Here is a 19,037-nt window from a genome sequence, read left to right as displayed (position 1 = left end):
GCCTTAGCTCCCCTCGATGGCGCAGGTATCCGGACTAGCCGGATCGGAACCGCATTGCCAGACGCGAACCCAGTCTATTTCCATGGCCTTGGGGAAATTTTCCCGGGACACGCCGCCCAGACCGCGCCGTTCGGGCAGTCCGCCACCGATGGCCAGGTTCAGGATCAGGTGGAAACGCTGGTCAAAGGGGGCACCGGGTTCGTCCGATGAGGTGGTGAACCATTCGCGCGCATCCCGTGTGGCATAGACCTCGCCATCCACTGTCCAGGTGAACTGCCCGCGGCTCCATACCACGCCGAACGTGTGGAAACCTTCCAGCACCTGCGGATAATGAATCTCGGTGCTGGCCAGCTCATTGTCCGGCCAGGCGCCGCCAAAATGCAGCGTCCCCAGAATCGTGTCTTCGCGGCCCGTGGGACATTGCGGGCACGCCACGCCCAGATTGACCGCTTCCAGAATGTCGATCTCTCCCGACCGTGCCCAGCCCCCATACAGGTCGTCTTCGGGAAGCATCCAGATGGCCGGCCAGGTGCCCTGACCCTGCGGCAGGCGGGCGCGTATCTCGATCTTGCCATAGAGCCACGATGCATTGCCGCGCGTGGTCAGCCTGGCGGAGGTGAAGGGCCTGGTGGCAGTTACATCGGGATCGGCAACGTCGCCGCGCATGTGGATGGGCCATGCCGGGCCGCTCGCCTGTTCGTCGCGGGCGGTGATGACCAGCCTGCCATCGCGGACCGCGGCATTGCGCGGATTATCGGTGTAGCACTGCTGTTCGTCATTGCCGCCGCCCCAGCAATCGACATCGAATGCCCATTTGCCTGTGTCGATCTGGCTACCCGCAAACTCATCGGACCACACGAGCTGCCACTGCGCGGTGGGTTCAGTCGCTGGCGCATTTTCACGGGCACCGGGGTCAGCGCCGACACTTGCGCAGCCCGTCAGGCCCAGCAGGCAGGCGCCAAGTGCGGACATCGAAATACAGCGCCTGATCATCATGTCCCGCTATCCGGTTCGTTTGTATTCTGCCTGACTATCACGAAAAACAGGCTCTTGCCGAAGCAAGAGCCCGTTCCCGTCCAACCCCGGGGGAGAGAGCTTCGTCAGAGAGCGAAGCGCGCGAGGAAGGTGAAGCGGCGGTCATTGCGGAATGCCGAACGCGTCACGCGCGTCCCGTCAAAATCAATGACCTGCGAAGTGCGGGTGACGGCATCGAGCAGGTTCACACCCTGAACGCCGACCTTGATGCCTTCCGACACCTCATAGAAGATCGAGGCATCGAGCTGGCCGGTCGATTCCTGCCAGATCGGCGAATAAGGCCAGATGTCATCACGCGGCGTAATCAGGAAGTCCGACCGCCAGTTATAGGCAGCACGGGCAGACAGCGGTCCCTTCTCGTAGAAGATCGTCGCATTGAAAGTATGCTCGGAAATTCCGGCCAGCGGCTGGAGCGAGACGAATGTGCCCCCGCCCAGCGTGCCGCCGGTATCGCTGTCGAGATTGGCCGGTGAGAAGTTGCCGCCATCGACATAGGTATAGGTGAACTGCGAACCCAGCCCGCTGAGCAGTCCCGGCAGGAAGTCATAGGTCTGCTGATAGGTCATTTCAAAGCCGGTCAGCTTGCCGCCCTGATCATTGGCCGGTCCGTTGACCTCCACATCCAGGGACACGCCGCTGTCGCTGGTATAGTTCACCAGGGTGGCACCCGTGTTCACAAATCCGCTGATGTCCTTGAGGAAGGCGGAAAAGGTCAGCGAACCCAGGGCATCGAAGTACCATTCGGCCGAGATGTCATAGTTCCACGATTCGACCGGACGAAGATTGCGGTTGCCGGTGGACAGCTGGAACAGCGGCCCGGTTTCCAGCGTACCGCCAGCCAGCAGATCATTGGTGTTGTCACCAAGTCCGCCGCCAGCGCGGAACAGTTGCAGATCCGGGCGGGCGATGTTCTTGGAAACCGCAGCACGGAACAGCAGGCCACCGCCCACGTCGAGCTTGGCATTGAAGCTTGGCAGCCAGTGTTCGAAGGTGATGTTGCGATCATCCACCAGGATTTCGCCCGTGTGCGCAGCGGCAAATTCGGCCAGACGCTCAGGCGAAAGCTCGCAATAGCCGCGCGCCGCGCCGCCAGGGGCAGGCAGTGTACAGGCTTGCTGGATTTCAGAGACCTGCACCACGCCATCGCCATCGCCGCCCGGTCCGCTGTCAAAGAAGAACGGGTTGGGGAAGCCGATCAGGCCGCCGGTTTTCACCTTGGTCCTGACATAGCGCATGCCGAAATTGCCCTCCAGCGTCATGCCGCTGTCGAAATCATGGCCAAAATCGATCCGGCCATAGGCGGCATTGGTCACTTCGGTAACGTCGGAGATCTCGGACGGGCAGAAGGGATCGCAGGCCACCGTTTCGCCGCTCACGGCATTGGTGAACTGGCGACCCTGCACCCCGAAGAAGGGGTTGGGCGTAACCGAGAAGGCGTTGATTTCCTGCGCCTGTGCAAGTGTATCACCGGCCAGATATTCGCCCAGCAGATCGTCACCGCCGAAGAACCATGCCGAATTGTCCGCGATTGGTGCGGGAGAAGTGCCGCGCTGGAAGCCGTCGGCAAACGGATTGCGGGTCTGCGAGTAGTTGGGGAAGTCGTCGGTGAAGGCACCGCCACCCGTGGCGAATTCCTGTCCGTCCAGGCCGGTATAGAGTCGGCCAGGCTCGAACGTACAATCCGCACCGGTCGAGGTCTGGCCCCACGGGGCGCAGCCGGCGCGGCCAGCCCAAGGCGCGGACAGGTTGCCCCAGGTGCTGAAATCGGTGTTGCGCGTCGTGCGCGTGCGGTCCGACCAGCGCGCGCCGAAGCGTGCCGCCTTGAAGAAACCATCGTCGCTCAGGTCATATTCCGCATCGAAGCGCAGGCTGTCGAGCTGGCCGTCATTCTGCTCGGCGCTGTCGAGCACGAACCAGTAATAGGAATAATCGCCGCTGGTGAAATAATCGTCCGGAGCGCCGGTGGGCTTGAGGAACTGCACCTGCGGAGTTCCGCGCGAGGTATCCAGGGCAATATCGGCCCAGGTATTCATCGCGCCGATGATGGAATCGCGCGACAGGTTGGAACTGATGTGCTGGGCTTCGAAGTTGAAGCGCAGGCGATCGGTCGCCTCGAAGTCGAGATCGAGCGACACGTCTTCCGTGTTGGCCTTGGTGGCGCGCTGGAAGCGCACCGTCTCGGTGCGAATGCCGCCGAACGGGCTGGCATAGCCGCCAAAGTTGCTCAGCGTCAGGACGCCGGTCTGGAATATCCCGTTTTCGTCGAACGTCCAGGTGCTGCCCGGAGCTTGCTCAGGCGTCTCGCCATCATTGTTGACCTGCGCCAGTATCGCGTTTTCGTCAGTGAAGAACTGCGTTTCAGCGCGCAGATATTCCACCGTTGCCAGGAAGCGGCCATCGTTGCTTTCCCACTGGGCCACGCCCGAATAGGCCTGGCGGTCACGCTCCAGCTCGGTCGTGCGGACACCGGCACCCTTGGGCACAACCAATGAGCCAGAGGGCGGGAAGTTGCTCGCATCAAACTGCGGATCGCCATCGAAACCGCCGTCGATCACGGTCAGCGCGCGGATACAGCCATCGTCGCCGGTCAGGCCGGAGCGATAGCACGGATCGGTGATCTGCGAGGCGTCAGTGCGGCTGATCAGTTCCGACTGGGCATAGCCGAACTGCAGGCCGAAGGAGCCCGCTCCGGTTTCCCAGGTGTTGGACGCAAGCACGGAGAAGCCGGGCGACCATTTGTCTGCCAGATCGCCCACGGTTGCCTCTATCGTGCCGGCGATATTCAGGCCGGCATTGTCCAGCGGCCTGCGGGTCACCAGGTTGACCGTGCCGGCAATGCCGCCGTCGATCATGTCCGCCGTGACGTTCTTGAACACTTCCACGCGGCCCAGCAGTTCGGGCGACACGTCGTTGAAGCTGAGCACGCGGCCACCGGTGGCGGAGAAGATGTCACGGCCGTTCAGTTCGGAGCGAACGAAGGGCAGGCCGCGAATGATGACGCCCGTGCCCTCGACCGAGAAACGGTCAGGATCGGTGGTCTTCTCGAAACGGCCGATGTTGACGCCCGGTACGCGCTGCAACGCCTCGGCGACAGAGCGATCAGGCAAGGCGCCTATGTCTTCAGCTGAAATGACATCGACAAAAGTATCCGCATTACGCTTGATGCCCTGCGCGCTTTCCAGCGCGGCGCGGTAGCCGGTAACGACGATAAGATCACCGTCATCTGGTGCCGCTTCGGGCGCGGCAACCTCGGTTGCATCAGCCTGCGCATCGCCGACTTCCTGCGCGGCCGCATTTCCGGCGAGCACGAAGCTGAGGGCAATGGTGGACGCGGTTCCAAGCGCGCGAACGCGATTGGCCGACAGGTTATGGATCATGGACTTGCGCACGGTGATTATCCCCTCTCATGACCTGGCGCGTTATCGATTCGCGCTTTCCAAGTCGAAAATACGTGATTTGACCTTTTGATTGCAGTCTGGTTAGCGGCAATTGTGAGCGTTCACAACCATCAAAATGAACGTTCACAAATTTTGCCCGCGATGCTATCTGATTGTCGCAATATGGTAACACCATACGCGAAGCAGGCTGATTTACGGGCGCGATTTGTCCGCAGCTTCGTGGCATGAAGTTGATGCTGACAACGAATGGGAAATGGATAGATGACCGCACCAAAGGCAATCGAACGAATTGTAATCGTTGGCGGCGGGACGGCGGGATGGATGGCGGCCGCGGCCCTTTCGCGACTGAAGAATGGTCACAACATCGATATCGTCCTGATCGAATCCGAACAGATCGGCACGGTGGGCGTTGGCGAGGCGACCATTCCGCCATTCGTCGGTTTCAATCAGCTGCTTGAAATTGACGAGCGGGAGATGCTCGCCGCAACGCAAGGCACGTTCAAGGTGGGCATCCAGTTCGTCAACTGGGGCAAGCAGGGCGACAGCTACATCCATCCGTTCGGCAATTATGGCTATGAGATGGGCGGCATTTCGTTCCATCAGGTGTGGCACCGTTTCCGCCAGGATGGGGACAGACGCCCGATCCAGGCGTTCAACCTGGAAACCATGGCCGCCCATTTCGGCAAGTTCGCACGCACACAGGATTATCAGCGCGATGACCTTCCGCCGATGAACTACGCCTATCATCTCGACGCCACGCGCTATGCCCGCTTCCTGCGGTCCTATGCCGAGGATCGCGGCATCATCCGGCGCGAAGGCAAGGTCTGCGATGTGACACTGGACGGCGAAACCGGCTTTGTCACCAGTGTCACGATGGATGACGGGCAGGCTGTTTCGGGCGACCTGTTCATCGATTGCTCCGGCTTTCGCGGCCTGCTGATCGAACAGGCGCTCAAGACCGGATATGAAGACTGGTCCCATTACCTGCCCTGCAATCGCGCCGTGGCCTTGCCCTGCATGCGCGAAGACGGCAGCCCGCCCGCGCCCTATACAAGGGCCACCGCCCATTCCGCCGGCTGGCAGTGGCGCGTGCCGTTGCAGCATCGCAACGGCAACGGCCATGTCTATTGCAGCGAGTTCATGGGCGACGATGAAGCGCATGACATCCTGGTGAACAATCTGGACGGCAAGCCGGGTGCAGAGCCGAACTTCCTGCGCTTCGTCACCGGCCGCAGGAAGAAGTTCTGGAACAAGAATGTCGTCGCGCTGGGTCTGTCGGCAGGATTCATGGAGCCGCTCGAATCCACGTCCATCCACCTCATCAACACCGGGATCAACAAGCTAGTGGCAGTCCTGTCGCTGGACGGCATCACGCAGGCGCAGGAGGATGCCTTCAACCGCCTAACGGGCAAGGAATATAACGGCATCCGCGATTTCCTGATCCTGCATTACAAGGCCACATCGCGCGACGATTCCGAATTCTGGAATTACTGCCGGACGATGGATGTGCCCCCCAGCCTGACGGAAAAGATGCAGCTGTTCCGGTCGAACGGGCTGATCTTCAGGGAGGATGACGAGCTGTTCACCGAAACCAGCTGGGCTGCGGTGATGATGGGGCAGGGTATCGCCATGGCCGGACACAATCCCATAGCCGACGCAATGGCCGGTCCAGACCTGAAGCACGAATTTGACGAGATCGAACGGTCGATCGCCCACCTTGTCAAACACATGCCCAGCCACGCCCAGTATCTGCAGAAGTACTGCCCTGCGCCGCCTCTATGATCCGGGTTCTTGATCTGAACTCTTGATATGTCGGAGAGATCAATGCCCCGGAGCGGGAACCTGCGATTTCTGTTGCGCCGCAACACAAATGGCTGGACTACTGCTCCATGATCAAAGCAGCCCTGCATCACCTCACCCGCTATCGCTACAACCGTCCGATCCGATTGGGGCCGCAGGTCGTGCGCCTCAGGCCCGCGCCGCACAGCCGCACCGCTGTGCCCAATTATTCGCTCAAGATCAGTCCGCCCAACCATTTCCTCAACTGGCAGCAGGACCCGCACGGCAACTGGCAGGCGCGGATCGTCTTTCCGGAGCCTGTCGACCACTTCACCGTGGAGGTGGATCTGCTGGCCGAACTGGCGGTAATCAACCCGCTGGACTTCTTCATCGATCCCTATGCCGAAAGCGTGCCGTTCTCCTACGATCCCTCGCTGAGTGAGGATCTTTCGGCCTATTTCGGGGCCGAGCAGCACGGGCCGCTGTTTGATGCGCTGGTGGCGCAGTTCTCCGGCTGGAAAGGTCGCACGATCGATTTCCTGGTCACGCTGAACCAGGAACTGGCCAACCGCATTGGCTATGTCATCCGCATGGAGCCGGGCGTGCAGTCACCCGAAGAAACGCTGAGCCTGGGCACCGGATCGTGCCGGGACAGCGCCTGGCTGCAAATCCAGATATTGCGCCGGCTGGGCTATGCCGCGCGCTTCGTCTCCGGCTATCTGATCCAGATGAAGGCCGATGTGGAGGCTGTCGAAGGTCCCAGGGGGCCGGAAGAAGACTTCACCGATCTGCATGCCTGGACAGAGATCTATCTTCCCGGTGCCGGCTGGGTCGGGCTTGATGCGACATCGGGGCTGTTTGCCGGCGAAGGGCATATCCCGCTGGCCGCCACGCCCCATTTCAACACCGCCGCCCCCATCAGCGGCGCGGCAGAGCCGGCCGAGGTCGATTTCCACTTCGAGATGAGCATTGCCCGCATTGCCGAGGCCGTGCGCATCACCAAGCCGTTTACCCCGGCGCGCTGGCAGGCGCTGCTGGAACTGGGCCAGCAGGTCGATGCCGATCTTGTGGCGCAGGACGTTCGCCTGACCACAGGTGGTGAGCCGACCTTCATTGCCGACGATGATTTCGAAGCGCCGGAATGGAATGCCGATGCCGTGGGCCCGACCAAGGCGGCCTATGCCGACCGGCTGATCCGCAAGCTGCGCCAGCAATTTGCGCCCACTGCACTGCTGCATCACGGACAGGGCAAATGGTATCCCGGAGAGAGCCTGCCGCGCTGGGGCTATTCGCTGTACTGGCGCGCCGATGGCGTGCCGGTGTGGCGCGATCCCAGCCTGATTGCGGGTGAACCGATCGAGGGCGAGGCTGCACGCAAGCAGGATGAAGCGATCCAGGAAGGCGCGCTGCCGTTCCTGCAGGAAGTCGCCGACGGTTTCGGGCTGGATCAGGACTTCATCAATCCGGTGTTCGAAGACGCCGCCAGCTGGATCGTCAAGGAAGCCCAGCTGCCCGATAACACCAGCCCGGACGATCCCAAGATCGACGATCCGGAGGAACGCAGCCGCATCATGCGCACGTTCCAGCGCGGACTGTCCAGGCCGGTTGGCTATGTGCTGCCGATCCAGCGCTGGAACAGTGAACCCTCGCGCCAATCCCGCTGGAAGAGCGAAAAGTGGAAAGTGCGGCGCGGCGCGCTGTTCGCAGTGCCGGGAGACAGCGCGCTGGGATACCGCCTGCCGCTGGGATCGCTGCCCTATGTGCCGCCGTCCGACTATCCCTATATCCACCCGCGCGACACCGCCGAACCGCGTGAGCCGCTGGCCGATTACCGGGTGCAGGGTGTCGAACATGCCGACGCTGCCCCCGAAGCAAGGCCCGCACCGGCACAACGCAAGGAGCGCGTGGCCAGTGGCGGCGATGACCAGCAGGAGCGTTCGGAACAGAAGATCATCGAAGGCGCGGTCCGCACCGCGCTGACGATAGAGCCGCGCGGCGATCACCTGTCAGTGTTCATCCCGCCGGTGGAGGCGCTGGAAGACTATCTGGAAATCGTCGCCCGCATCGAAGCTGTGGCCGAGGCGCAGCGCATGCCGGTGCGCATCGAAGGCTATCCGCCGCCGCCCGATCCGCGCCTGCGGGTGATGAAGATCACCCCCGATCCCGGCGTGATCGAGGTGAACGTCCAGCCAGCGGCCAGCTGGGATGAAGCGGTGTTCATTACCGAAACGCTTTATACCGCCGCGCGCGAGTGCGGGCTGACCGCCGACAAGTTCATGGTGGACGGGCGGTCCATCGGGACGGGCGGTGGCAACCATCTGGTGCTGGGTGGACCAAGCCTGCTGGATTCGCCGTTCATCCGCCGGGCCGACCTGCTCAAGAGCTTTGTCCTCTACTGGCAGCGCCATCCCTCGCTCAGCTATCTGTTTTCGGGAATGTTCATCGGCCCGACCAGCCAGGCCCCGCGCATCGACGAGGCGCGCCATGACAGTATCTATGAGCTGGAAATCGCCCTGGCGCAGGTCCCCTCGCGCGATGAGGAGGATCAGCGCCCGTGGCTGGTCGACCGGCTGTTCCGCAACCTGCTGGTGGACGTGACCGGCAATACCCACCGCACCGAAATCTGCATCGACAAGCTGTTTTCGCCAGACGGCCCGACCGGGCGGCTGGGACTGGTCGAATTCCGCGGGTTCGAGATGCCGCCAGACCCGCAGATGTCGCTGGCGCAGCAATTGCTGCTGCGGGCGCTGACAGCATGGTTCTGGCGTGAGCCGCAGGATGGCGGACTGGTGCGCTGGGGCACGGCGCTGCACGATCGTTTCCTGTTGCCGCACCCGGTATGGGCGGATTTCATGACCGTGCTGGAGGACCTGCGCGGGGCCGGATACGACTTCGATCCCAACTGGTTCGAAGCGCAGCGCCAGTTCCGCTTCCCGGTCCACGGCGAAGTGGAAGGCGGCGGCGTCACGCTGGAAATCAGCCACGCGCTGGAACCGTGGAACGTGCTGGGCGAGACCGGCGCGATCGGCGGCACGGTGCGCTATGTCGACAGTTCGACAGAGCGCTTGCAGGTGCGGGCCAAGGGCCTCACCCCCGGTCGCCACATCATCGCCTGCAACGGACGGCGGGTGCCGATGACGGCCACCGGCGTGCCGGGTGAAGGCGTTGGCGGGGTGCGTTACAAGGCATGGGCCACGGCCAATTGCCTGCATCCCACGATGAAGGCGCACGCCCCGCTGACGTTCGACATTCTCGACAGCTGGAACGGGCGGTCGCTGGGCGGATGCGTCTATCATGTGGCACATCCGGGCGGGCGGTCGTATGATGATGTCCCGGTCAACAGCTATGAAGCTGAATCGCGGCGCAAGGCGCGGTTTCAGGATCATGGCCATTCCCCCGGAACCGTTGCCATGCCGCCCGAAGAATTGCCTGGAGAATTTCCCATGACTCTTGACCTGCGACGCCCGGCGCGTGCCGGATCATAAGCGCAATGGAAAAAACTGCCGTGACAAGGGGTGATCCCACCCCTGACAATGCCCTTGGCGCCTATGCGCCCAGTTCGCAGCGCGGCGATCTTTATGCAGGCGCCCAGCCCAACGTCGCGGCCAAATGGGAAACCACTGCACGTCGCCTGCTGTCGCTTTCACAAGGGGCGCACGGCAATATTCAGGAACAGGTGGCGCGTGAAAGCCAGGAACTGGGCCTCACCTTCCGCCTGATCGGCGATGAGGATGAGCGTCCCTGGCCGCTCAGCCCCATGCCCTTGCTGATTGGTACGGAAGAATGGGATCAGGTCGCCCAGGGTTTGATCCAGCGCGCCAGCCTGCTGGAAAGCATCGTGGCCGATATCTACGGGCCGCAAAGGCTGGTGGCAGAAGGCCATCTGCCCGCCGCCGTGATCTCGGGCAGTTCGCAGTTCGTCCCCAAGATGGTGGGCATCAAGCCCAGCGGCGGCCATTACCTGCACGTTTACGCCGCCGATCTGGCACGCGGCCCCAATGGCGAATGGCGGGTGCTGGCAGACCGCACGCGCTTTGCCACCGGGATCGGCTATGCGCTGGAAAACCGGCTCGCCCTGTCGCGCAGCACCGGTTCGCTATTGTCGGATATCAACACCCGCAGGCATGCCGGTTTCTATGGCGATCTGCGGCGCGGGATTGCTGCTGACAACCACCGAGATGAACCGCGCATCGCCCTGCTGACCGCCGGGCCTTACAACCAGAGCTATCCCGAACAGGCGCATCTGGCGCGTTATCTGGGCCTGCCGCTGGTCGAAGGGCGGGACCTGACGGTCATCAGCGATCAGCTGTTCGTGCGCACCATTGCCGGGCCAAAGCGCATCGATGCCATCTGGCGCTGGATCAACGCCCGGCAAATCGATCCGCTGGCTTTCGATTCCCATTCGCAGATCGGCATTCCCGACCTGTTTCAGGCGTGGTCGAATGGCGGGCTGACGGTGGCCAACTGGCCCGGTGTCGGCGTGGTCGAATCGCATGCATTCTCCGCCTTCATGCCCCGGCTGGCAACCAAGCTGCTGGGATCGCCGCTCAAGCTGCCCAATGTCGCCACATGGTGGTGCGGGCAGGAGACCGAGGCCAGCACGGTCAAGGCGCGGTTCGAGGATCTGGTGATCAGTTCCGCCTTCGGAGGCCATGTCAAAGGCCTTCCGGCAGGCCGGACGCGCGCCGGTGCGCAGTTCAGCGAGGCGGAGAAGGACACGTTGCTGGCCGCCATGCAACTGCGCCCGATTGATTATTGCGGGCAGGAGATCGTCCACCTTTCCACCAGCCCGGTGCTGGTCGATGACCAGTTCGTCCCCCGCCCCTTCACGCTGCGTGCCTTTGTCGCCCGCGATGGAGACGGCAACTGGCAGGTGATGCCCGGCGGCTTTGCCCGGCTGTCATCATCTGGTGATCTGCGCACGTCATTGATGGGCGATGGAGACCTGTCCGCTGATGTGTGCGTTGTCGATGATGTTCCGATCCAGCAGGAAAGCCTGCTGGGTGCCGGCGAATCCCCGCCGATCCTGCGCAGCGGCGGCATTCTGGCCAGTCAGGCGGCAGACAATCTGTTCTGGTTCAGCCGCTATGCCGAGCGCGCGGAGATGACCGTCCGCGTCATCCGCAGCCTGGCCGGCAGCCCGATCGATGTGGATGGCGGCGCGGGCAGAGGCCCCGACACCATCGCAAGGCTGGTCGATATCCTCGTCCAGTGGGGCGCGATCAAGGCAGAGCAGGCCAGGTCTCCGGTCATCAGGATTTGCGGCAGCGCATTCGCAGAAAAAGGATCGCCGGGCGGGGTTGCCGCGCTGATCGGTCGGACGCGCGAGATCGGTCGCGGACTGCGCGATCGCATGTCGACCGATTTCTGGCGCGTTGCCAATCGGCCAGTGCCTTCGTTCGACGCGGATCACTCCGAATCGCTGCTCAACGCATCGAACATGCTGATTGAACGGCTGAGCACGCTTTCTGGTCTTACTGCCGAGAACATGGTGCGAAGCCCTGCATGGCGCTTTCTGGAGCTTGGCAGGCGGCTTGAACGCGCGCTCAATTGCTGCCGCCTGACCCGCCAGTTCGCCTTCGGGGACAGCAGGGTGGATGATCTGGGCGCGCTGCTGGATCTGTGTGACAGCCAGATCGTCTATCGCACGCGCTATCTTACCGGGCCGATGCAGGTGCCGGTTATCGATCTGGTACTGCTGGACCCGAACAATCCGCGCTCGCTGCTGTTTCAGCTGAACCATATTGAGGAGCACCTCGCCAATCTGCCGCTGCTGGTGGAGGATGGCGTGCCGGAACGGCCACTGCGCGAAACCCGCGCCATGCTGGCCGATCTCCTCAGCCTTGAGGCTGCGGGCGTGACTGAAGAGGCCGTGCAGGAAGTTGAAGTGCGCCTGCTGTCTCTGTCGGAAGCGCTCTCGCAGCGCTATTTCCTGCAAGTGGAGCGGCCTGATCGCAACACGCAGGGCAGTCTGCTGGGATGATTTTCCGCGTCCTGCATGTGACCGATATCCGCTATGCCGCACTGGTGCGGCTGGCCCGCTTCAACGTTCGGCTGGAACCCACCGCCTGGGCGGGCCAGCGCCTGTTCGACTATCGCCTCACCGTTACGCCCCACGCCAATTCCGTGGTCAGCGCGCATGGGCCTTACGTCGTCAATTCCAGTCGCCTGCTTCTGAGCGAGCCGATTTCCTCGCTGCGGATTGAGAGCGCCTTCTCGATCGAGGTTGCGCCGCGGGTGCTGGATCTGACCGTGCCCTGCCCCAGCGTGGCTGAGATCCGCCGCGCGGGCTGGCGCAGCCGCGATCTGTCGGAATCCGGGCCTGCGCTCTATCTGTTCAATTCCCCGATTGTGAAGATCGATGCGGAGATCGGTGACTGGGCGCATTCCTTCCTGAACCCGGCGGACAGCGTGCTGCAGGCGGGCAAGCTGCTGATGCACGCCATCTACTCGCAGTTTTCCTATGACAGCGATGCCACCAAGACGGAGACTCCGCCGAAGGAGGCATTCCGCCAGCGGCGCGGCGTATGCCAGGATTTCGCCCACATCATGATCGCGGCGCTGCGGTCCCACGGCATTCCGGCAGGCTATGTCAGCGGCTATCTGCGAACCATCCCGCCACCGGGCCGCGAGCGTCTGGTGGGCTGCGATGCGATGCACGCCTGGGTCAACATCTGGTGCGGAGAGGAACTGGGCTGGGTCGGCTTTGACCCGACCAATGATCTGGTGGTCGGCGGCGATCATATCATCGTGGCGATGGGCCGCGATTATGCTGATGTCGCGCCGGTGGACGGGGTGTTTCACGGCAACGCCGGCCAGACCCTGCAGGTTTCCGTGGACGTGCTGCCGATCGAATCGTCCGTTACGTCCATCGATTGACGTTCCGAAAGCGCGGATCACTTCACCGGCGGCGGCGCTGGCATGATGCCGTTTTGCCGGGATTGAAGGCAACTCCACCCACTCGCAGGTAATCGCCCTGCATTGCGGCCCGACCTGGCACGCTTTTCCCGGTGTTACCTCTGCGTAGCGCCCGCATTGGCGCAATCTCCCCTTCAGCCTGCCGATCCCGCAAGGGCCATTGAGCCAGGACTAGGTCATTTTATGCTAATGCGAATCGCTTGCATTAGCTGTTGTGCATTGTTACCTGCCGGCCCGTCGCGCCAACCGGAGGTATTCATGTTCACCAGATCCCACACATCCATTCTTGCCCTTGTCGCCAGCCAGGGCCTGCTGCTTGCGCCAGCAGTTCAGGCGCAGGACGTGCAGGCCGTCACGCTTCCGGAGATCATTGCCGAGGGGGACGGTGTCGGCGAAAGCTACACCATCAATTCGGGCGCGGACGATACGGGTGTGGATTCAGGCACGTCGATAATCGGCGAGGATGAGATCGAGGACCGCACCCCCGGCTCGGGCGATGTGAACCAGCTGCTCAAGATCCTGCCGACCGTCCAGTTCACGCGCGAAGAGGGCCTGGCCTCACCCGATGACATCATTGATCTGCGTCCGGCGAACATCTCGATTTCAGGCGGGCGGATTTATGAGAACCTGATCACGATAGACGGCATGGACGTGAACAGCCGGCTCGATATCACCAATGACAACGTCTACAATGCCAACGAACCTGCCGGAAATTCGGCGCAGACAATCTGGCTTGATTCCAGCCTGATCGGCGAGATCATCCTGCGCGATTCCAACATATCGGCCGAATATGGCAGCTTCACCGGCGGCGCGCTGGAAATCACCACGCGCACGCCCCGGCGCTATCTCGCTGCCGAAGCCTACGGTTTTTACACCGGTGACGGCATCACCGGTTTCAACGTATCCGATGCCACGCTGGCGGCCTTTGGCGACGATCCATTGCCGGTCTCGCCGCAGTTCCACCAATGGCGCTTTGGCGGCAGCGTGGATATGCCGCTGTCCCAAGACGTGGCGATCCTGCTCGCCGCAGGACGCAAGATTGCCGAGGTGACCAGTTACCGCCACCCGAATTACGGCGGCGGCAGCTACACCGAGAGCAGCACCAGCGACAATTACCTGGCCAGCATCGTTGCCGATCTGTCGGATGACATGACGCTGCGCGCCAAGGCCGCCTATTCACCGTATGAAACGATGAATTCGCGAAACAATGCGCTTGGTCTTGATGTCCTGACCAAGGGTGGTGGCTTCACTGGCGAGATCGAGCTGGCGAACAGGGGCGATCTGAACTGGGAAGTTGTCGCAGCCTACACCCATTCCAACAGCGGCCGGGAATCATCCACGCCAGGCTATTCCATCCCGTCCAACACGACCTTCGGCGGCGTCTGCAGCAGTTCCACCTGCTCATTGGGCGGCAATGGCAATCTGGACCAGACGCAGGACAATTACGCGCTCAGCTTCAACGCCTCCAGCCAGATCGGTGCGGGAACATTGCGCGGCGGCTTTGGCTATGAGCGTGTCGATGCCTTTCGCAGCCGGCCGGAAGACCAGTACTCCTACTCACGCGGTGATACGGTGGCGGACCTGCCGGGCAGTTATGGCGTTACCGGAACGATCATCTGTCAGGACACCACTGCCAACACCTGCGCGGATGGCGAATATGCGCTTGGCCAGTATAATTTCGGCAAGCAGTATGATGTCGCCGTCGGGCTGGATAAGCTGTTTGCCTGGGCCGAGTATAGTCTGAGCGCCGGGGCGTTCGACCTGCGCGGCGGCTTGCGTTATGACTACGAAAGCTTCCTCGGCAATCACGATTTCGCGCCGCGCCTTGCCGCAAGCTGGAACCTGCCGCTGGAAGGCTGGGTCCTGACTGCCGGCGCGAACCGGTATTATGGCAAGAGCATGCTCGCCTATGCCATTCGCGAGGCCTATCCGCGCACGATCCTGTACCGGCGCGAGGGCACCGTTGTCGGCAATGATGTGGTCTTTGCCGACAGCGACTGGACGCTCTATCGCGAGACCCAGCCCGCCAGCTACGGACAGGCCGATCTCGACACGCCCTATTCGGACGAGCTGACCGCAGCGCTGACCGGCACCGTGCTGGGCGGACAGGTGCGGCTGAAAGGCATCTATCGCCGGGGCAAGGACGAATTCGCCAGTTCCCCCTCCGAGCTGGTGACGGTGGATACAGCGACCGGCACCAGCCTCTATCGTTCCTACACAATCACCAATGACGGCAGGAGCACTTACAAGGGTATCTCCCTCGAATGGCTGCGCAGTCTGGGGACCCGCCACTCACTGGCGCTGAACATGAATTACAGCACCACCAGAAGCAATAATGCCGACTACTTCGAGACATCGGATGATGAGGAATTCGGGGAGGACATCTTCCTTTATCATGGCGATCTCATCTCCGGACTCGAAATCAAGCAGATGAACCGCCGACTGGACTATGCCGCGCCCTTCATCGCCAACGCGACATGGACGGCCTTGTGGCTGGACGACCGCGTGACCACCAATCTCAACTTCCGCTACCGCACCGGCTTTGACCAGATTGAAGATACGACGGTCAATCAGACGGTCGATGGTGTGCGTTACGATGTCTATGACGATGTCCGCTATCGCGACAATTTCGATGTGAACCTGAACGTCCAGGTCGAGGTGATCCGCAGCCAGTTTGGCAGCCTGACGGCTGACCTGCGGCTGGAGAACATGCTGAACCGCATCCCGTCAAAGGAGCATGTCAGCATCAGCTATCCCTATCAGTATGGCCGTCAGGCTTGGCTGGGGCTGAGGTACAACTTCTGATGCGCGGGGACCGGAAGACCGACATGGGCTTTCCGCTCGCAAGGACTGGCCGGATTGCCCTGGCCTTGGCCGCGCTGATTTTCGTTGTCGCGGCCACGCAGCGGGAGGAACCGGCGGGGCGGATTGCCCAGTTGCGGCAGGCCTATGCCGGCCCTGTCGAGAGCTGGCCGGCGGCGCAGGTTGACGAGGGCGCGGTGTTCAGCGAATTCGGCCCGCTGCCGCCGCGTGTGGCGCTGGAAGGCAATGCCGCATTGCGCGCGCAGCTTGGTGCGCGGCTGTTCGAGGAACGGCATCTTTCAGGTTCCGGCCAGCTCGCCTGTGCATCTTGCCATAATGTTGAGCTTGGCTTTTCAGACGGGATCAAGACGTCGATCGGTCATGATCGGCAGCGCGGCCAGCGCAATGCGTTGAGCCTTTATGCCGCGTCGCAGATGGACAGCCTGTTCTGGGATGGGCGCAGCCCCTCACTGGAAGCGCAGGCAATCGAGCCGATCATCAATCCGATTGAGATGGCGGCGGACCCGGCGCAGATAGAGGCATGGATCAACACGCGCGAAGACTATCGCCAGGAGTTTGCCGCTGCCTATGGCACCCCCCGGATCGCCATAGGCGATATTGCCCTGGCGCTGGCCGATTTTGAGCGGACCCTGCGCCCGCGGTCGAGCAAGTGGGACCGCGTTTTCCGCGATGGAACAGAGGTTCTGGCGGACGACGAGCTGCTGGGATTGCACCTGTTTCGCACCCGGGCGCGCTGCGCCAATTGTCACAGCGGCACCTACCTGACTGATGGCAGGTTCCACAATCTGGGCATCAGCTTCTATGGCCGCACGCTGGAGGATGTCGGTCGCTATGCGGTTACCGGCGATCCGGCCGATGTGGGATATTTCCGCACACCTTCGTTGCGCGGCGTCAGCCGCAGCGATCCTTACATGCATAACGGGATATTCCCGCATCTGCGCGGTGTGGTGGCCACCTATGCCGGCGGAGGTGGGCGCGATCGCACGGTGCAGAGCGAGACCACCGATGCTCCGCCGCCTCTGCCCGATCCGCTGCTGAAGGATCTCGATCTCACCGCCGGGGAACGCGCCGCGCTCGTCGCCTTCCTCAATACACTCTAGGCTGGCGGGCCAGTCAGGCGGGGCGCTGGCGATAGGTCATCGGAATCCGAAAGATACGCTGCGCATGGCCGGGCGGCATGCCGAATGGTCCTGCCGCGCGGATATGGCTGAGTGCCAGCTCGTCAATATCCGCCTCTTGCGATCCGTCGATCACCGTCATTCCCGCCAGATGGCCCCTGCCGTCGATACGGATCTCAACCAGGACTGTGCCGCTGCGGCCACGGCGTGACAGCCAGCTTGGATAGACCTGCTTCGCGCGAATCTTGCGCAACACCGCCTGCGCATAGGCATCCACAGCATCTTGCCCGGCGGTGCCGGACGTGCCGCCACGGGCATTGCCCTGCCCCTCGCCGGAGGCTGGCGATGCCGAAGGAACGCCCGCATCGGCTGCGGGGATATCGCGCGCCGATTGCGTTGGGGCCGGGGAAATGGCCAGGCTGACGGCCGGTAACCGGCTGAGTGGAATGGCAAAAGGTGTCGGTACAGGCTCTGGCAGATGCACCGCGAGCGGGGCCGCCTGCCCATCCGCAGCCGCGCCTCTGGCTGGCTTTGGCTTGTCAGCATGCGGCGGTGCCTCAGTCTGCGAAGCGGGAACCGGGGCGGTAATCGAAAAGGTGGTGAGCGTGGCGCTCTGTGTGCCGACAACGCCCGCAGGCCTGAGTGCCAGAGCAAAGGCAATCGTCAGCAGCGCCGGAATCGATGCCGCCAGCGAGGCCGAAAGATAGCGTTCGGCAATCGACAATTGCGAAAGATACATCGCGCCTCTTCAACTCCCGCATCTCAATCTGACAAACGAAGGGGAGTGATGACAGCAATTATCGCTATTGACAACTATTCGCAATAGATGCGGACAGGATTTCAGGCCAGCCCCTTGTGGTCGAGCGTCTGTTCAACAGCCCTCAGGCCGGACTTCAGCCGAGGTATGGCAAAATCGGTAAAGGCTCTGAGCTTCAGGGGCACAATGGTCTGACCGGCATGCACCAGGTGCACCGGTAGCGGCTCAAGTTGATAATCCTCCATCACGGGAACCAGCCGCCCATCGGCAATTGCGCCGGCCGCCTGATAGGACAGGACGCGGGCAATACCTGCCCCTGCAAGTGCGGCATCGAGCGCGCCGGTTGCAGTGTTGACAGCAAAGCGCGGGCTGAAGGGCACAGCAACGATCTCAGTGCCCTTTTGAAAGGTCCAGCTGTCCGTGGAGTAGAGCCTGTCGAAGGAGATGCAATCATGCTGGTCCAGATCAGCAAGGCTCTGCGGGATTCCACGTTCGGCGAGGTAGGCGGGACTGGCACAGGTGATCCAGCGCACGGCACCCAGCCTGGTTGCGACCAGGCTGCTATCAGGCAACTGGCCAATCCGGATGGCCAGATCCACCTGGTTTTCAACCAGATCGACAATGTAATCCGCAAGTCTCAAGCGCACGTTGATTTCGGCAAAGTCATTGAGAAAGTCGAGCACGACAGGCTCAACGTGCAGCCTCCCGAACATGACTGGCGCCGTGATCAGCAGGTCTCCGCGCGGCGTGCGGTATTCACCCGTGGCAGCGCGCTCGGCCTGATCGAGTTCGTCCAGCACACGCCGGCAAGTGGCCACGAAGGCGTGGCCCACATCGGTCAGTATAAGCTTGCGACTGGTGCGCACGACAAGCTGCGCACCAAGGTGAGCCTCAAGGTCTGACACGCGCCGGCTCACCGTGGGCAGTGGCACGCCCAATGACCGGGATGCTGCGGACAGGCTGCCGCCGTCGACTGACGCGACAAGCGATCTCATGGCTTCAAATCGATCCATTCAATATTCCATAAACCGGAAGGGTTGTTTCCAATCATCAGGGATACTTCATGATTTCGCAACCTACTATCTAGCCTGCACCGGCCGATCCCCAGCCGCCAACCAGAAAGGAACCTTTCAATGTCCCGTATCCCTCAACCCGCTTCGATCGCTGATGCACCGGCAAAGTCACAGCCTCTGCTGGAAGCGGTCGCGA

At 62.2% G+C, this 19,037-nt stretch carries 10 protein-coding genes; 6 read left to right on the top strand and 4 right to left on the bottom strand.

All coding sequences use genetic code 11. The features are described from left to right. Positions 1-3: 3 nt before the first annotated feature. Positions 4-972 (bottom strand): glycoside hydrolase family 16 protein, encoded by a 969-nt coding sequence (locus GRI32_RS08110; protein ID WP_160590967.1) that lies wholly within the window; start codon positions 970-972, stop codon positions 4-6. Between the two features lie 128 nt (positions 973-1,100). Further along, the gene (locus GRI32_RS08105; RefSeq protein WP_337190187.1) at positions 1,101-4,424 is read right to left on the bottom strand and encodes a TonB-dependent receptor; all 3,324 of its coding nucleotides are present in this window, start codon (positions 4,422-4,424) and stop codon (positions 1,101-1,103) included. Positions 4,425-4,694: 270 nt separating this feature from the next. Here GRI32_RS08105 and GRI32_RS08100 point away from each other — a divergent pair, with 270 nt between their 5' ends. From GRI32_RS08100 to GRI32_RS08075, 6 genes are all read left to right on the top strand, one after another. Next, on the top strand, positions 4,695-6,215 hold the full coding sequence (locus GRI32_RS08100; protein ID WP_160590965.1) for a tryptophan halogenase family protein: 1,521 nt from the start codon (positions 4,695-4,697) through the stop codon (positions 6,213-6,215). Positions 6,216-6,322: 107 nt separating this feature from the next. Then, positions 6,323-9,697 (top strand): transglutaminase family protein, encoded by a 3,375-nt coding sequence (locus GRI32_RS08095; protein WP_160590963.1) that lies wholly within the window; start codon positions 6,323-6,325, stop codon positions 9,695-9,697. Positions 9,698-9,702: 5 nt separating this feature from the next. Then, a complete protein-coding gene (locus GRI32_RS08090; protein ID WP_160590961.1) occupies positions 9,703-12,195 on the top strand; it encodes a circularly permuted type 2 ATP-grasp protein in 2,493 nt (830 codons plus the stop codon). After that, positions 12,192-13,091, top strand: a complete 900-nt coding sequence (locus GRI32_RS08085; protein WP_160590959.1) for a transglutaminase family protein — start codon at positions 12,192-12,194, stop codon at positions 13,089-13,091. Before GRI32_RS08090 ends, GRI32_RS08085 begins: the two co-directional genes overlap by 4 nt. A 297-nt stretch (positions 13,092-13,388) precedes the next feature. Further along, positions 13,389-15,935 (top strand): TonB-dependent receptor plug domain-containing protein, encoded by a 2,547-nt coding sequence (locus GRI32_RS08080; protein WP_160590957.1) that lies wholly within the window; start codon positions 13,389-13,391, stop codon positions 15,933-15,935. A 65-nt stretch (positions 15,936-16,000) separates the two neighbouring features. Further along, the gene (locus GRI32_RS08075) at positions 16,001-17,053 is read left to right on the top strand and encodes a cytochrome-c peroxidase (RefSeq protein ID WP_237437447.1); all 1,053 of its coding nucleotides are present in this window, start codon (positions 16,001-16,003) and stop codon (positions 17,051-17,053) included. A gap of 13 nt (positions 17,054-17,066) precedes the next feature. Here the strand turns inward: GRI32_RS08075 and GRI32_RS08070 are convergent, their stop codons facing one another. Both GRI32_RS08070 and GRI32_RS08065 read right to left on the bottom strand, forming a co-directional pair. Next, complete coding sequence (locus GRI32_RS08070) at positions 17,067-17,810, bottom strand: energy transducer TonB family protein (RefSeq protein ID WP_160590955.1); 744 nt, start codon at positions 17,808-17,810, stop codon at positions 17,067-17,069. Positions 17,811-17,911: 101 nt separating this feature from the next. After that, on the bottom strand, positions 17,912-18,823 hold the full coding sequence (locus GRI32_RS08065; protein ID WP_237437446.1) for a LysR family transcriptional regulator: 912 nt from the start codon (positions 18,821-18,823) through the stop codon (positions 17,912-17,914). Positions 18,824-19,037 lie beyond the last annotated feature (214 nt).

It is taken from the genome of Alteraurantiacibacter aestuarii (assembly GCF_009827405.1).
In the GTDB taxonomy this organism is placed as follows: Bacteria; Pseudomonadota; Alphaproteobacteria; order Sphingomonadales; family Sphingomonadaceae; genus Alteraurantiacibacter; species Alteraurantiacibacter aestuarii.
Note: the sequence above shows the minus strand (reverse complement) of the source record. Positions and strands in the feature narration are given on the sequence as shown.

Coding starts and splice junctions, on each gene's coding strand:
- GRI32_RS08110 (WP_160590967.1), bottom strand. CDS start 972: ATGTCCGCACTTGGCGCCTGCCTGCTGGGCCTGACGGGCTGCGCAAGT.
- GRI32_RS08100 (WP_160590965.1), top strand. CDS start 4,695: ATGACCGCACCAAAGGCAATCGAACGAATTGTAATCGTTGGCGGCGGG.
- GRI32_RS08095 (WP_160590963.1), top strand. CDS start 6,323: ATGATCAAAGCAGCCCTGCATCACCTCACCCGCTATCGCTACAACCGT.
- GRI32_RS08090 (WP_160590961.1), top strand. CDS start 9,703: ATGGAAAAAACTGCCGTGACAAGGGGTGATCCCACCCCTGACAATGCC.
- GRI32_RS08085 (WP_160590959.1), top strand. CDS start 12,192: ATGATTTTCCGCGTCCTGCATGTGACCGATATCCGCTATGCCGCACTG.
- GRI32_RS08080 (WP_160590957.1), top strand. CDS start 13,389: ATGTTCACCAGATCCCACACATCCATTCTTGCCCTTGTCGCCAGCCAG.
- GRI32_RS08070 (WP_160590955.1), bottom strand. CDS start 17,810: ATGTATCTTTCGCAATTGTCGATTGCCGAACGCTATCTTTCGGCCTCG.
- GRI32_RS08065 (WP_237437446.1), bottom strand. CDS start 18,823: ATGAGATCGCTTGTCGCGTCAGTCGACGGCGGCAGCCTGTCCGCAGCA.